Here is a 14183-nt window from a genome sequence, read left to right on the forward strand (position 1 = left end):
TTTCGAAAGGGAGAATGCGATGTCGATATCGGGAAAAGGCGCGGAATTCAGCGCGGGATTACGGGCCGCCGCGCCATTGCTGGTCGCCATGGTGCCGATTGGCGTAGTGTTCGGTGCGGTCGCCATCGGCAAGGGTCTGTCACCGCTCGAAGCCTCGCTAATGTCGCTGCTGGTCTTTGCCGGCGGTTCGCAATTCGTGGCGATGGATCTATGGACGCATCCGGCAAGCTGGAGCGCACTCGGCTTTGCGGCGCTGCTGGTCAATCTGCGCCATGTGCTGATGAGCGCCTCCATAGCCGGCAAGCTGGATGATTTCAGGGGCTGGCGCAAATATGCCGCCATGCTGGTGCTGACGGATGAATCCTGGGCATTGTCGGAATTCCGCGTCATCGCCGGCAGGCTGACGGCGGGTTTCTTCACCGGTGCTGCGCTCTCGATCTATCTGGTCTGGAACCTCGCAACCCTTGCCGGCGCGCTGCTCGGTTCGGTGGTGGGGAACATGTCGGTCATCGGTCTGGATTTCGCCTTTCCCGCGGTCTTCATCGTGCTGCTCATGGGGTTCTGGAAGGGCAGGGAAACCGGCTTCGTGCTTCTGGCAAGCGCCGCTGCCGCCTGTCTCACCCACGCGCTGGTTCCCGGCGCCTGGTATATCGCCGCCGGCGCGCTGGCGGGTCTGGCCGTCGCCGCCTTTGGCCACGAGGAACAGGCGGAGCAGCCGGCATGACACTCGATCCGAATACGCTGCTGACAATCCTTGCCATGATGGCGGCAACCGTCGCCACGCGCCTTGGCGGCCTGTTGCTGGTCACTCATTTTACGCTGACACCGCGCCTGAAAAAGGCGCTCGGCGTGGTGCCGCCCGCCGTCCTGATGGCCGTGGTGACACCGACGGCGCTCGCCAGCGGGCCGGCGGAAACCATCGCCTGCGCAATCACCGCCATCGCGGCGCTGCGCCTCAGCCTTCTGCCGGCCGCAACGCTCGGTGTTGCCGCCGTGGCGCTGCTGCGCGGAATCAGATTGTAAAAAAATCCTGCCAAAGTCCTGAAAAGATTCCGGACTCTGCGTTCGAAATGCAATGGGCGCAGCGAGGGCAAAAATACATCACCCTCGCTGTGCTCCAGATCAATGTTCTTCGTACTGGCTGAAGCTCGGATCGGCCAGATCCGTAAAGCGGGTGAATTCGGACTGGAAGGCAAGCTTCACCGTGCCGGTCGGTCCGTGACGCTGCTTGGCGATGATGACGTCGGCCGTGCCTTTCACCTTGTCGAACAGCGCTTCCCATTCGGCATATTTGGGATCGGAAATATCGCGCGGCTCCATGTTCTTGACGTAATATTCCTCGCGGAACACGAAAAGCACCACGTCGGCGTCCTGCTCGATGGAGCCGGATTCACGCAGGTCGGAAAGCTGCGGGCGCTTGTCTTCGCGGCTTTCCACCGCACGTGAGAGCTGTGACAGCGCGATGATCGGGACGTTGAGTTCCTTGCCGAGCGCTTTCAGACCCGTGGTGATCTGGGTGATTTCCTGCACGCGGTTTTCGCCGCTCTTGCCGGAGCCGGTCATCAGCTGAACGTAGTCGACCACCAGAACATCGAGGCCGCGCTGGCGCTTCAGGCGGCGGGCGCGGGCGGAAAGCTGGGCAATCGAGATACCACCGGTCTGGTCGATATAAAGCGGCACCTTCTGCATCATCTGGGAGCAGGCGACAAGCTTTTCGAAGTCAGCCTCGGTAATGTCACCGCGGCGGATTTTCGAGGAGGAGACTTCGGTCTGCTCGGAAATGATACGGGTGGCGAGCTGTTCTGACGACATTTCGAGCGAGTAGAAGCCGACGACGCCGCCGTTCTTGGCTTTGTACGATCCGTCCGGCTGCACTTCCTGCTCATAGGATGCGGCGATATTGTAGGCGATGTTGGTCGCAAGGGAGGTCTTGCCCATACCCGGACGACCCGCAAGCACGATAAGGTCGGAACGCTGCAACCCGCCCATGCGGGCGTCGAGCGAATGAATGCCGGTGGAAATGCCGGAGAGATTGCCGTCGCGTTCGAAGGCCGCGCCCGCCATGTCGATCGCCAGCGCCACCGCATCGTTGAAGGACTGGAAACCGCCATCGTAACGGCCGGTTTCCGCCAGCTCGAACAGACGCCGTTCGGTGTCTTCGATCTGCGCCTGCGGCGGCATGTCGAGCGGCGCATCATAGGCGATATTGACGACATCCTCGCCGATCTGGATCAGCGCGCGGCGCAGCGCCAGATCATAGATCGCGCGGCCGTAATCTTCCGCATTGATGATCGATACGGCTTCCGCCGCAAGGCGCGCGAGGTACTGCGCCACCGTCAGATCGCCGATCTTGTCGTCGGCGGGCAGGAAGGTCTTGATTGTCACCGGATTGGCGGTCTTGCCCATGCGGATGATATCGCCCGCCACCTCGAAAATCTTGCGGTGCAGCGGTTCGTAAAGATGCACGGGCTTCAGGAAGTCCGACACGCGGTAATAGGCGTCGTTATTGACGAGGATGGCGCCGAGCAGCGCCTGTTCGGCCTCGATGTTGTTCGGCGCTTCGCGGTAATGCGGTTCCGCCGGTTGCGCGGGGGTGATCTTTCTCACAGCGTCGTTCATGGTTTGCGCGATCTCCCTTTGCCTTTGTCCTTGAACCTCGGGTTTGGCTTTCTGGGGCATGGCAGTCAATGATAATGTTGCAACACTCTATGGCAGGCTGACGTCCGCTCTGCGAAGCTCGATCACTTCTTCAGTTGTCCCCAGCAATCCACAGGCGGGTTGGGGACAAGGCGCCGGATCCTTCCGGCAACGTGATTCGCTGCCATGAGTTTATCGCATGGCAGACCCGGCGTGAAAGAAACTTGAAAATCGTCAGTCTTACGAATAAATAGGCAGAAAATAAGTAGTGTGCTAATTATAAGGCTTGCTGACATGTCCCGCGAGACCGACAAGGAACAGCTTCTGGATGAAGTCTCCGCTTTTACCCGCAAACTGCGCGCGTTTTTCGATGCGCGGGTGGGGGAGAGCGGGCTGACGCTTGCACGGGCGCGAGCGCTTTTTGCACTCTCGCGTCGTGGACCGCTGACGCAGACGGAGCTTGCCGAGGAAATGGAAATCGAAACGCCGACGCTGGTGCGGGTGCTCGATGGCATGGAGAAACAGAACCTCATCGAGCGCCGTTCCGATGAGAACGACCGCCGCGCCAAACGCATCCACATGACGGCGGAAGGGGAGAAAACCTCCGAGACGGTGCAGGCGATGGCGAAGTCGCTGCGCTCCGAGATTGCCGCCGATATTTCTTCGCAGGAACTGGCCATGGCGCTCGATGTCATGCGCCGGCTTTCGGCCAATCTGCAACATCTGGCGGCGGGGAGGGCGCAATCGTGAGTACCCCGGTGCCACAAACCGCAGATGAGGCCGCTGCCCGAAATGCTGAGGCGGTCTCCAAACCCGCCGACCTTCCGGAAGAGGCTGTGACGCCGATGAGTGCTTCGGGCGCGGCTGAAACAGTGACAGAGCCTGCCGCCGCCGCACCTCAGCCGGCCGAGCGGCCGCTATGGCTGCGGCTGTGTTTCATCTTCGCGGGCCTGTCGTTCTTCATTACCCAGGGTCTGGGCATGAACCTCGTCATGGCCAATATCTACCAGTTGCAGGGCGAGTTTTCCGCCACCGTGGCCGAGGTCGCCTGGCTCTCCGCCGCCTATATGGCGCCCTATGCCACCTTTTCCATTGCGCTGTTCAAGGTCCGGGCGCAATATGGCCTGCGGCCTTTCGCCGAAGTTTCGATTATCGTGTTTGTCGTCGCTTCCTGTCTCAACCTGTTCGTGACAGACCTGCATTCGGCAATCGTTATCCGTTTTGTCAGTGGCATGGCCGCCGCACCGATCTCGTCGCTCGGCTTTCTCTATATTCTGGAGGCCTTTCCGCCTGCGCGGAAATTCTCGCTCGGTTTCAGCATAGCGCTGACCGGTACGCTGCTGTCGGCGCCGCTCGCGCGCATCGTCTCGCCATCCCTCTTGGAAATCGACGGCTGGAATGCGCTCTATTCCATGGAAGTGGGATTCGCGCTGATCGCTTTCGCCATGATCTATGTGCTGAAAGTCACGCCGCCGCCGCGCGCGAAAGTTATCGAGCGCATGGATATTCTGAGCTATCTTCTGTTTGCAGGTGGTCTCGGCTGTCTGGCGGTCATGCTCACGCTCGGCCGGTTCTACTGGTGGTTCGAAACCTGGTGGCTGGGCGTCCTTCTGGCAACGTCGATCACACTTCTGACCCTCATGGCTTTCATCGAATTGCCGCGCAAGAACCCGCTGCTCGACCTGCGCTGGATTTTCTCGAAAACCAACCTGCACATTATTGCGGTCCTGCTCGTCTACCGCGCGGTTTCCTCCGAGCAATCGTCAACGGCGGTCAGCTTTTACCAGCAGCTCGGCCTGTTGAACGAACAGACGACGACACTTTACGCACTTGTGCTGTTGGCGACCGTTCTCGGCGGTGCGGCCTGTGCGTGGCTGATGCTCACGAAATACGTCGATACCGCCCACGTGATTGCGCTGGCGCTGATCGCCGCCGGTTCGTTCATGGATAGCCAGTCCAACAATCTGACGAGGCCGGGTGAGATGTATCTCAGCCAGATGATGATTGCCTTTGGCGCGGCCATGTTCCTGCCGCCCGTCATGGCAAAGGGTTTTGCCGCCGCTCTGTCCCGGGGTGCGCCCTATCTGGTGAATTTCATCACCATCTTCCTGTTTACCCAGATCACCGGATCGATGCTGATGACCGGCCTGCTCGGCAGTTTCGTGACGCTGCGGGAGAAATTCCACTCCAATATTCTGGTGGAAAATATCCTGCTCACCAATCCGATGGTCGCCCAGCGCGTCTCGCAGCTTTCCGGCGCTTACAGCCATGTCATCACCGATCCGGCATTGCTGAAGGCCGAGGGGCTGTCGCTGCTTGGCCAGCAGGTCAGCAAGGAGGCCTATGTGCTTGCCTATAATGATACGTTCCTGCTGATCTCCGTCGTCTCTGCGCTGGCGCTGGCCGCGCTTTTGATCCACCTTGCATGGCTGCGCATCCGTCCTTTCCTTTTCCGGGAAGAAATCGATGCCGCACCGGCACCACAGTCTTGACCATTCCAAGAGTGACAAAATGCTGAAGAAGTTTTTTACCCCCGTTTCCATTCTCGTGCTGCTCGGCGGTCTCGCCGGCGTGGCGCTGGTGCTTTACGCCTGGCGGCTGCCGCCGTTCCTTTCCACCGTCGAAATGACCGACAACGCCTTCGTGCGTGGTTATGTCACGACGATGAGCCCGCAGGTGAGTGGCTATGTGGTGGACGTGCCGGTGAAGGATTATCAGGAGGTCAGCCAAGGCGCGCTGCTGGCGAAGATCGACGACCGCATCTACCGCCAGAAGCAGGCGCAGGCGGAAGCAACGCTCGATACGCAGAAGGCGGCTCTCGATAATTCCCGCCAGCAGGAAAATGCGGCCAATGCCAATATTCTTTCCAGCCAGGCGGCGGTCGACAGCGCGCAGGCCTCGCTGAAACAGGCGCAGCTCGCATCCGACCGTCAGGATAACCTCATCAAGAGCGGTGCGGGAACCTCCAGCCTTCAGGAAGAGGCCCATGCCGCCCTCGAAAAGGCGCGGGCTTCGCTTTCGCAGGCCAAGGCGGCGCTTGAGGTTTCGCGGCAGGATTTGCAAACCATCATCGTCAACCGCAGCTCGCTGCAGGCGGCCGTCGCCAATGCTGAAGCGGCCGTCGAGCTTGCCAGGATCGACCTTGCCAATACCGAAATCCACGCGCCCGTGGATGGCAGGCTCGGTGAAGTCGGCGTCCGCACCGGCCAATATGTCACCGCCGGAACGCAACTGATGGCCGTCGTGCCGCATGATGTCTGGGTCATCGCCAATTTCAAGGAAACCCAGCTTGCGGGCATGCAGGTCGGCCAGCCGGTGACGATCGCCGTGGATGCGCTGCATCGCCGCAAGCTTACCGGCCATGTGGAACGGTTCTCGCCCGCCACCGGCTCGGAATTCGCCGTCATCAAGCCGGATAACGCGACGGGCAATTTCGTAAAGATCGCCCAGCGCCTCGGCGTGCGCATCGTGATCGATGCGGATCAGCCGCTGGCGGCGGAGCTTTCGCCGGGCATGTCGGTGGTGGTGCATGTGGATAAGAGCAAGGCGCCTGAGGGAGCGGAGACGGCGGAGAAGTAGTAGGAAAGTTTGGTGGCTGCGGCTTCACCCCCCTCTGTCCTGCCGGACATCTCCCCCTCAAGGGGGGAGATCGGCAAGAGGCACTGCCACCACTTCATTCGCAAACGTTGAGATGGGCGAGACCTAATCGCGAGTCGATCTCCCCCCTTGGAGGGGGAGATGCCCGGCAGGGCAGAGGGGGGTATTCTTCCGCGAATTCAACCCAACAAAAAACCCCGGATGTTTCCATCCGGGGTTTTCCTTTGACCGTTAAGCCAAATCTTACTCGTCGTCGCCGTCGCGATCGGCTTCCGGATCGAAGAAGTCTTCCGGACGCAGCGCGTCTTCGTCAACGCCGTAGATGGCGTCAGCGGAGGTGAGGCTTTCGCCCTTGGCCTGACGCTCGGCTTCTTCAGCCGAACGGGCAACGTTCAGCTCAACTTGCAGCTCGACTTCGGCATGCAGGTGAAGGGTAACGTTGTGCAGGCCGATGGTCTTGATTGGCGTGTTCAGTTCAACCTGGTTACGGCCGATGTTGAAGCCTTCTGCGCCGAGGATTTCAACGACGTCGCGAGCGGCGACAGAGCCGTAGAGCTGGCCGGTTTCGCCAGCCGAACGGACGACGATGAAGGATTTGCCTTCCAGAGCCTCGGCAACCTTCTGGGCTTCCGACTTGCGCTCGAGGTTACGGGCTTCGAGCGTTGCGCGCTCGGTTTCGAAACGTGCCTTGTTGGCAGCGTTGGCGCGCAGCGCCTTGCCCTGCGGCAGCAGGAAGTTACGGGCGTAGCCGTCGCGAACCTTTACGGTTTCGCCCATCTGGCCGAGCTTGTTGATGCGTTCGAGAAGAATGACGTCCATCTTCTTGATCCTTTCTATGGTTTGGTTTCGTTCGTATTGTCGGTTTTCCGCGTCGGAGTAAGAGAGATCGTGCTGCGCACGTCGCTCAGGCCGAACACGAGAATGATGAACAGCGGAAAGACAAAGACCGCCGAGAGATATGCGAGAATGAGAACCGGCAGCCGCCAGTCCTTGCCGCGGGCGCGCTTGTGCAGCGAGGCGTAACCCGCCATCAGGAAGCCCGCGCCGAAGGTGCCGCAGATGACCGCGCCGACCATGGCCGCGACGCCGCCGAGGAACATGGCGACGATGCCGGCCAGAAAAATGAAGATGGCGTTGCGGTGCATGCGCAGCGCGGAAGCGATATCCTCACGCGGGCGAAGGCCCTTGCCGAAGGAGCCGACCACCCGGGTCGCGAAATAATAGGCCGCAAACAGAAGGATGACCCACAGGCCGCCCTGCACGATCGGCAGCATCAGCACCAGCAGCGATTTCGTCTGGGCGAGCGCCTCGGCATTGGGTTCGAACAGCGGCTCACGGTTCTGCACCGAGGTCATCATGATATCGACCATGCGGGCGACCAGATCGGGGCCATAACCGATCATCCAGCCGAGAATGACGACGGCGATGGAGACCAGAATGCACAGGTGCAGGACGATGCCGGAGAGCGGATACCAGGCGAGAAGATCGTCCGGGCCGCCGAGTTCGGAAGCCGGGCGTGCCAGATTGGCGAGATGCGAAAGCCAGCCCGCCGGGATCAGCGTGAAGATCGCGATGGTCAGCGCAAACAGCGGCGACATGACGAGAGCGCCGATGATGGCCGTGGTGATGATCGCGACGATGGCGGCGCGATTGCCCCATCCCATGCCTGCGATCAGGATCGGCATGGCGGAACCGGCATAGAGCAGGAAGGAAAAGGACGACTGTGCCGTTGCGCCAAGCGTCAAAAACGCGGCGCATATGCCGGCAAGAACGCCGGTGATCAGCACTGTCTGGTTCAACTTTTGCACTTCGCTGTCCTGCTGAAACGAAAGCAGTTAGAGGATCGCTCCCTGGAGCCTCATCCCCAACATGGGTTTTATGGTATCGATCCGCGCCCAACGCGGAAGGATGAATATTTCTCGACCCGCTGATTAAGAGTCAGCTGCTTCGAGGAAAAAGCGAGGCCGCGCCAAGACGCAGCCTCGCTTCAATTCATTACGCTACGACGTAGGGCAGCAGGCCGAGGAAACGGGCGCGCTTGATCGCCTGGGCGAGTTCGCGCTGCTTCTTCTGGGAAACGGCCGTGATGCGGGACGGAACGATCTTGCCGCGCTCGGAAATGTAGCGCTGCAGCAGACGTACGTCCTTGTAGTCGATCTTCGGAGCGTTTGCGCCGGAGAAGGGGCACGTCTTGCGACGGCGGTGGAACGGGCGGCGTGCCTGGGAAGAGGATGCGTCAGCCATTGGTCAAAACTCCTTCTTATGCACGGTCTTCGCGCGGACGGCGCGGACGGTCTTCGCGGTCGCCGAAGCCACCTTCGCGCGGTGCGCGCGGGCCACGATCTTCACGCGGGCCACGGTCCGGACGGTCGCCATCGCGGCGCGGACGGTCGTCACGGTCGCGCTTCTGCATCATCGCGGACGGGCCTTCTTCGTGGGCTTCGACGGCGATGGTCATGTAGCGAAGAACGTCTTCGTTGATGCGCATCTGGCGCTCGACTTCATGGATGGCGGCCGCCGGAGCGTCGATGTCCATGAGAGCGTAGTGAGCCTTGCGGTTCTTCTTGATGCGGTAGGTGAGGGACTTCAGACCCCAGTTCTCGATGCGTCCGACTTTGCCGCCGAACGATTCGATAACGCCCTTGTACTGCTCGACAAGTGCGTCGACCTGCTGGGCAGAAATATCCTGCCGGGCAAGGAAGATGTGTTCGTAAAGAGCCATTTAAGCTTTGCCTTTCTTGCGTTTCGTCCTTCACCCGGCAACGGCGCTAAGCCTCAACGACTGCTCCTGAAAAGGCGTGAGCCTTAAAGCAAGAAAAGCGTTGTTCGAGACGGTCGAGAGCGGAGACACGGGAGGCCGGAAAAACCTTATGGTTCCTGCTGTTCCGTTACCGGAACCAGCCCTCCGTTCAGCCACCAGCCAATTGGACCGGGTGTTGTGAACAGCGCGCTTATACGCAATTTTGCCCGGAATGCAAGGGCCTTTGCCCATAGGGGGAAGTTTGAGACTGGAAAGCCGCGCGGCAGCGAAGGATTTGCCGTGCGGCCTGCATCGTTTCTCTCACGCGTATGCGCCGTCTGATTCGATCGGATCGTTCCCAAGCCGTTGTCGCGTCGTGTTTGTGCGAACGATTTCGGCGACCCGGTTGAATACCGTTGCTTCCCTGTGCTCACTCACCATTGACGATACAACGAACTGTTTGAACTGTTTCGATGTTTCCGGCCAGCGCAGCATGACGATGAAAAGTGCTGAACTCATGGCTGTTTCAATATCATCCATGACGTCCGGCCGTTCTATACGCAGTTTGGAGACGGCGTCTTCGAAACCGCTGCTCTTGGTAGACCGAGGCTTGGTGGTCAGAAGTGCGCACATTTTTATCGCGAGCTCGCGATCATTCAGCGCATTCGTGACAGAAATCATCGAACGCTTTATTTTTTCGGGTACGGCCTCGTGGGCAATAATTCTGTCCATCGCGTCGTAATGCGAGAGCATTGCCTTACGTGTTTCCTGAAGATCGCGGAGCCGTTCCCTATGCTGGGCGATCCGGCGCTTGTAACTCCACGCAACCAGAATCCCCACAAGGAAAGCGGCGAGGGGCGCTACAGTCATTTGTAAATCGAACATTGTTGCCACCTCCTATCTTCTTGCCCTTGGTACGGAAGAGGCGATCTGCCCCTGCGGTTTCATTTTCTTCCCATATGCTTTCGCAAGGCTTGCAGCTCTGGTCACTTCAAGTTTGTCCAGATCGTGCTTGGCCATCGCAACAGCATGTTTCTCACTTCGCTCCTGCCTTACAATATACATGATATAAAGCGCCATGGGCATACCGCAAGCAAGCCACTCGTTCACTTTCATGTAGACCAGAGCGATAGCCACTGTGGAAAGACCGAAAAGCAGAAGCGCTTCGGAGTTTTTACCAAGACCTTTAACAATCCGGCCGAATAAACCAGAGAATGGTAACATAGATGTGAAATATTTCTTTATTAAATTACTGATCTTAATTTGAGTAAACGATATATTGTATTGTCGCGAAAAAGTCTATGGCGTCATTAGGCAAGCGCCCCAAAAGAAGCGCTTGCGATAGTCCATAGGCTCGATATTAGATCGCCATCGGATATTGCCGATGGATCGCGGCAATACCCGTCAGCACCTCGTCCGACAATGTCACATCCGCAGCCGCAATATCCACCTTCAACTGTTCCATCGTCGTCGCGCCGATGATGGCCGAGGCCATGAAGGGGCGGGTGAGGCAGAAGGCGATGGCGAGCTTTGCCGGATCGATTCCATGCTGCGCGGCAAGCTCCAGATAGGCCTTGACCGGCGCTTCCTGAAGCGGCTGCAGGCGACCGCCGAGGTCTCTGTTGATGGTGCCGCGCGATCCCGCCGGGCGCGCGCCGTTCTGGTATTTGCCGGTGAGCAGACCCGCCGCCAGCGGCGAATAGGCGAGCAGGCCGACATCCTCGTGATGGGCGACTTCCGCCATGTCGAGATCGAAACTGCGGTAGAGCAGGTTATATTCATTCTGGATGGTGGCGACGCGCGGCAGGCCGTTGGCCTCGGCGATGTCGATATATTTCTGCGTGCCCCAGGCGCTCTCGTTGGAAAGGCCGATGGCGCGGATCTTGCCGGCCTTCACCAGTTCGCCGAGCGTTTCGAGCTTTTCGGTGATTTCGGCGAGCGTGCGCTGCTTTTCCTGGCCGGAGGCGTCGAAGCTCCAGACGCCGCGGAAATGATAGGTGCCGCGATTTGGCCAGTGAATCTGGTAGAGGTCGATATAGTCCGTCTTCAGGCGCTTGAGGCTGGTATCCACCGCCTCGCGGATGGCGGCGGCGTCGATATCGCGGCCGCCGCGAATATAATCGCGTCCTGAGCCAGCGACCTTGGTGGCGAGCACGACCTGATCTCGCTTGCCGGTCTTTTCGAACCATGTGCCGATATAGTCTTCCGTTCGGCCCTGGGTCTCGGCGGAAACGGGGGTGGTGGGGTAAAGTTCTGCCGTATCGAAGAAATTGACGCCGTTTTCGACGGCGTAATCCATCTGCGCATGCGCGTCGGCTTCGGTGTTCTGCGTGCCCCACGTCATCGTGCCGAGGCAGATTTCAGACACGGAAATATCCGTGCGGCCCAATAGTCTCTGTTTCATGGAAATGTCCCGGTGCTTGGCCAGATAGTTTGGAAGGTGGTGTGAAAGTAATGGGGAATTGCCGCAGTGCAAGAAAAAATATGATGAAAGATAAGGGGAAAACAGGACGGCAAAACCCCTGACATGGGCCTGCCATGGGGCTTCAAGCCTTGACTTCGCTGGCGGGAATGTGAATGGAAGTCCGAAAGAATAAAGGCAAGGCCAGACAAGAAGGACGACATCCCATGGGTATTGCATTCACATTTCCCGGACAGGGAAGCCAGGCCGTCGGCATGGGCAAGGAGCTGGCGGATACCTATCCGGAAGCGCGCGCCGTGTTTCAGGAAGTCGACGAGGCGCTCGACCAGAAGCTTTCCGATATCATGTGGAACGGCCCGGAAGAGACGCTGACGCTGACCGCCAACGCGCAGCCGGCGCTTATGGCGGTGTCCATGGCGGTCATGCGGGTTCTCGAAGCGCGCGGCTTCAAACTGTCCGATACGGTTTCTTATGTCGCGGGCCACTCGCTCGGCGAATATTCGGCGCTCTGTGCCGCAGGCACCTTCTCTGTTGCCGATACCGCCCGCCTTCTGCGCATCCGCGGCAACGCCATGCAGGCCGCCGTGCCGGTGGGCGAGGGCGCCATGGCGGCGATCATCGGGCTTGAGGATGATGCGGTGTCCGCTATCTGCGAGGAAGCCGGCATCCTCGGCATCTGCCAGATCGCCAATGACAATGGCGGCGGTCAGCTCGTCATCTCCGGCGGCAAGGCCGCCGTCGAAAAGGCTGCGGCGATCGCTTCCGAAAAGGGCGCCAAGCGCGCCATCATGCTGCCGGTTTCCGCACCCTTCCACTCCGCGCTGATGGCGCCGGCGGCGGAAGCCATGCGCGAGGCGCTGGCGGCCGTCGAAAAGCACAACCCGGTCGTGCCGGTCATCGCCAATGTGCGCGCCGCCCCCGTTTCCGATGCCGATGAGATCGCCGCCCTGCTGGTCGAGCAGGTGACGGGTCAGGTGCGCTGGCGCGAGACGGTGGAATGGTTCGCCGCCAACAATGTCACGCAGCTTTACGAGATCGGCTCCGGCAAGGTACTGACGGGCCTTGCCCGCCGCATCGACAAGACGGTGAACGGCGTTGCCGTCAACGGCGCTGCCGATATCGACCAGCTTCTTGCCACCCTCATCGGCTGAGACGGATACTCCGGCTGCCGCATTCATCGCGCGCAACTGCGCTGAACATTTTCAGTCCGAAGCTCTAAAGAAGGAATAGGACATGTTTGATCTGACAGGCCGCAAGGCTCTCGTAACCGGCGCGACCGGCGGCATCGGCGAAGAAATCGCCCGCCTTTTGCACAGCCAGGGCGCAACTGTGGGCCTGCACGGTACCCGCGTTGAAAAGCTCGAAGCGCTGGCGGCGGAACTTGGCGAGCGCGTCAAGATTTTCCCGGCCAACCTTGCCGACCGCGCCGAAGTAAAGGCGCTCGGCGAAAAGGCCGAAGCCGAACTGGAAGGCGTCGATATCCTCGTCAACAATGCCGGTATCACCAAGGACGGCCTCTTCGTGCGCATGAGCGACGAGGACTGGGACAACGTCATCGAAGTGAACCTGACGGCGATGTTCCGCCTGACGCGCGAGCTGACGCATCCGATGATGCGCCGCCGTTTCGGCCGCATCATCAACATCACCTCCATCGTCGGCGTTACCGGCAATCCCGGTCAGGCCAACTACTGCGCCTCCAAGGCCGGCATGATCGGTTTTTCGAAGTCGTTGGCCCAGGAAATCGCCACCCGCAACGTCACCGTCAACTGCGTGGCTCCGGGCTTTATCGAAAGCGCGATGACCGGCAAGCTGAACGACAAGCAGAAAGACGCCATCATGGGCGCCATTCCCATGAAACGCATGGGAACCGGTGCTGAGGTCGCCTCGGCCGTTCTTTACCTCGCCTCCAACGAGGCGGGCTACATGACCGGCCAGACCCTGCACGTCAACGGCGGCATGGCGATGATCTGACGGCACTTGTGACCGTCATAAAAGGATTGCGGCGCTGTTTAAGCACCTTCTTGGGTAGCTGGCGCCGCAAGGCCCCGCCGGCTGGTTTTCGGCGAAATTGCCTGTCATACGCTGTGCTTAGCGCGTTTTCAGGCTTTTCGACCGATTGAAACCATGTTAAGCGGGCCAAGACTGTGAACAGTCGTCCCGGAGAGACAGGAAGCCGTTGCGATTTTGCGTGACGATGTCTAGCTTGGACCGGGTTGAACGGGTTTGCCAGCGGTGCCGGATTTGAACGGCGCATGAGGGCTTCTAACAGGGCAGGGTGCCGCAAGGCATTCCCTTCAAAATAAAGGTCGAGGAAACCGACATGAGCGATATCGCAGAACGCGTAAAGAAAATTGTAATTGATCATCTTGGCGTTGACGCCGACAAGGTTGTCGAAGGCGCCAGCTTCATTGACGATCTGGGCGCTGATTCGCTCGACACCGTTGAACTGGTCATGGCTTTCGAAGAAGAATTCGGCGTTGAAATCCCCGACGACGCAGCTGACTCGATCCTGACCGTCGGCGACGCCGTAAAGTTCATCGAGAAGGCCCAGGCCTGATCGACCTTGATGGGGGAGGTGCAATATCCTCCCGTCCTTGGCCCGGCTCGTCCGGGCCAATGTTTTATAGGCAGACTGTAACATGCCCCTGACGGTGCGTGTTCCGGGCAATGCATGAGGTCACGGGCCGGAAACGGCTTCCACAACCGTCATGCTGAGATTTGAAATACTGCAGCATCCGATGAACATCTCCTGATGTCCGGCGTTGCATGAAGACCGATGATTTGGAT

The 14183-nt window shown here is 59.6% G+C and carries 16 protein-coding genes; 8 read left to right on the forward strand and 8 right to left on the reverse strand.

Annotated elements, in window-relative coordinates:
- Positions 1–19 precede the first annotated feature (19 nt).
- Both PIB16_RS03630 and PIB16_RS03635 read left to right on the forward strand, forming a co-directional pair.
- Positions 20–724 (forward strand): AzlC family ABC transporter permease, encoded by a 705-nt coding sequence (locus tag PIB16_RS03630; protein ID WP_271045009.1) that lies wholly within the window; start codon positions 20–22, stop codon positions 722–724.
- A complete protein-coding gene (locus PIB16_RS03635; RefSeq protein WP_271045010.1) occupies positions 721–1023 on the forward strand; it encodes an AzlD family protein in 303 nt (100 codons plus the stop codon). The genes PIB16_RS03630 and PIB16_RS03635 overlap by 4 nt, the downstream gene beginning before the upstream one ends.
- Positions 1024–1122: 99 nt before the next feature.
- On the opposite strand, the gene PIB16_RS03640 is transcribed toward PIB16_RS03635, so the two are convergent.
- The gene (locus tag PIB16_RS03640; protein ID WP_003520716.1) at positions 1123–2619 is read right to left on the reverse strand and encodes a replicative DNA helicase; all 1497 of its coding nucleotides are present in this window, start codon (positions 2617–2619) and stop codon (positions 1123–1125) included.
- A 312-nt stretch (positions 2620–2931) separates the two neighbouring features.
- Here PIB16_RS03640 and PIB16_RS03645 point away from each other — a divergent pair, with 312 nt between their 5' ends.
- From PIB16_RS03645 to PIB16_RS03655, 3 genes are read left to right on the forward strand one after another with little or no spacing between them, the layout of a single operon-like run.
- Positions 2932–3387 carry a MarR family winged helix-turn-helix transcriptional regulator gene (locus PIB16_RS03645; RefSeq protein WP_065654093.1) on the forward strand — a complete coding sequence of 152 codons (456 nt, stop codon included), beginning with the start codon at positions 2932–2934 and terminating at the stop codon, positions 3385–3387.
- Complete coding sequence (locus PIB16_RS03650) at positions 3384–5129, forward strand: MFS transporter (protein ID WP_271045011.1); 1746 nt, start codon at positions 3384–3386, stop codon at positions 5127–5129. The genes PIB16_RS03645 and PIB16_RS03650 overlap by 4 nt, the downstream gene beginning before the upstream one ends.
- A 19-nt stretch (positions 5130–5148) precedes the next feature.
- On the forward strand, positions 5149–6216 hold the full coding sequence (locus tag PIB16_RS03655; RefSeq protein WP_174035856.1) for an HlyD family secretion protein: 1068 nt from the start codon (positions 5149–5151) through the stop codon (positions 6214–6216).
- A 261-nt stretch (positions 6217–6477) separates the two neighbouring features.
- On the opposite strand, the gene rplI is transcribed toward PIB16_RS03655, so the two are convergent.
- The 7 genes from rplI to PIB16_RS03690 form a co-directional block, all read right to left on the reverse strand.
- On the reverse strand, positions 6478–7053 hold the full coding sequence (gene rplI / locus PIB16_RS03660) for a 50S ribosomal protein L9 (protein WP_003520720.1): 576 nt from the start codon (positions 7051–7053) through the stop codon (positions 6478–6480).
- Positions 7054–7067: 14 nt separating this feature from the next.
- Positions 7068–8042: a DUF2232 domain-containing protein gene (locus PIB16_RS03665; protein WP_065654091.1), complete on the reverse strand. Its 975-nt coding sequence runs from the start codon at positions 8040–8042 to the stop codon at positions 7068–7070.
- Positions 8043–8229: 187 nt separating this feature from the next.
- The gene (rpsR, locus tag PIB16_RS03670; RefSeq protein ID WP_003502063.1) at positions 8230–8478 is read right to left on the reverse strand and encodes a 30S ribosomal protein S18; all 249 of its coding nucleotides are present in this window, start codon (positions 8476–8478) and stop codon (positions 8230–8232) included.
- A 16-nt stretch (positions 8479–8494) separates the two neighbouring features.
- A complete protein-coding gene (rpsF, locus tag PIB16_RS03675; RefSeq protein ID WP_003520723.1) occupies positions 8495–8956 on the reverse strand; it encodes a 30S ribosomal protein S6 in 462 nt (153 codons plus the stop codon).
- A 339-nt stretch (positions 8957–9295) separates the two neighbouring features.
- On the reverse strand, positions 9296–9859 hold the full coding sequence (locus tag PIB16_RS03680; protein ID WP_065654090.1) for a hypothetical protein: 564 nt from the start codon (positions 9857–9859) through the stop codon (positions 9296–9298).
- A 12-nt stretch (positions 9860–9871) separates the two neighbouring features.
- Entirely contained in the window at positions 9872–10198 is a 327-nt protein-coding gene (locus PIB16_RS03685) for a hypothetical protein (RefSeq protein WP_065654089.1), read from the reverse strand.
- 136 nt (positions 10199–10334) lie between these two features.
- The gene (locus PIB16_RS03690; RefSeq protein ID WP_104679351.1) at positions 10335–11378 is read right to left on the reverse strand and encodes an aldo/keto reductase; all 1044 of its coding nucleotides are present in this window, start codon (positions 11376–11378) and stop codon (positions 10335–10337) included.
- Between the two features lie 224 nt (positions 11379–11602).
- Between PIB16_RS03690 and fabD the strand changes: the two genes are divergently transcribed.
- The 3 genes from fabD to PIB16_RS03705 all read left to right on the forward strand — a co-directional run bounded on the left by fabD (position 11603) and on the right by PIB16_RS03705 (position 13953).
- Entirely contained in the window at positions 11603–12547 is a 945-nt protein-coding gene (fabD, locus tag PIB16_RS03695) for an ACP S-malonyltransferase (RefSeq protein ID WP_271045012.1), read from the forward strand.
- 82 nt (positions 12548–12629) lie between these two features.
- Positions 12630–13367, forward strand: coding sequence for a 3-oxoacyl-[acyl-carrier-protein] reductase (fabG, locus tag PIB16_RS03700; RefSeq protein WP_003520726.1), 738 nt, complete (start codon positions 12630–12632; stop codon positions 13365–13367).
- A gap of 349 nt (positions 13368–13716) precedes the next feature.
- Positions 13717–13953: an acyl carrier protein gene (locus PIB16_RS03705; RefSeq protein WP_003502080.1), complete on the forward strand. Its 237-nt coding sequence runs from the start codon at positions 13717–13719 to the stop codon at positions 13951–13953.
- The last annotated feature ends 230 nt before the right edge of the window (positions 13954–14183 follow it).

It is taken from the genome of Agrobacterium sp. ST15.13.015 (assembly GCF_027871645.1).
GTDB lineage: Bacteria > Pseudomonadota > Alphaproteobacteria > Rhizobiales > Rhizobiaceae > Agrobacterium > Agrobacterium leguminum.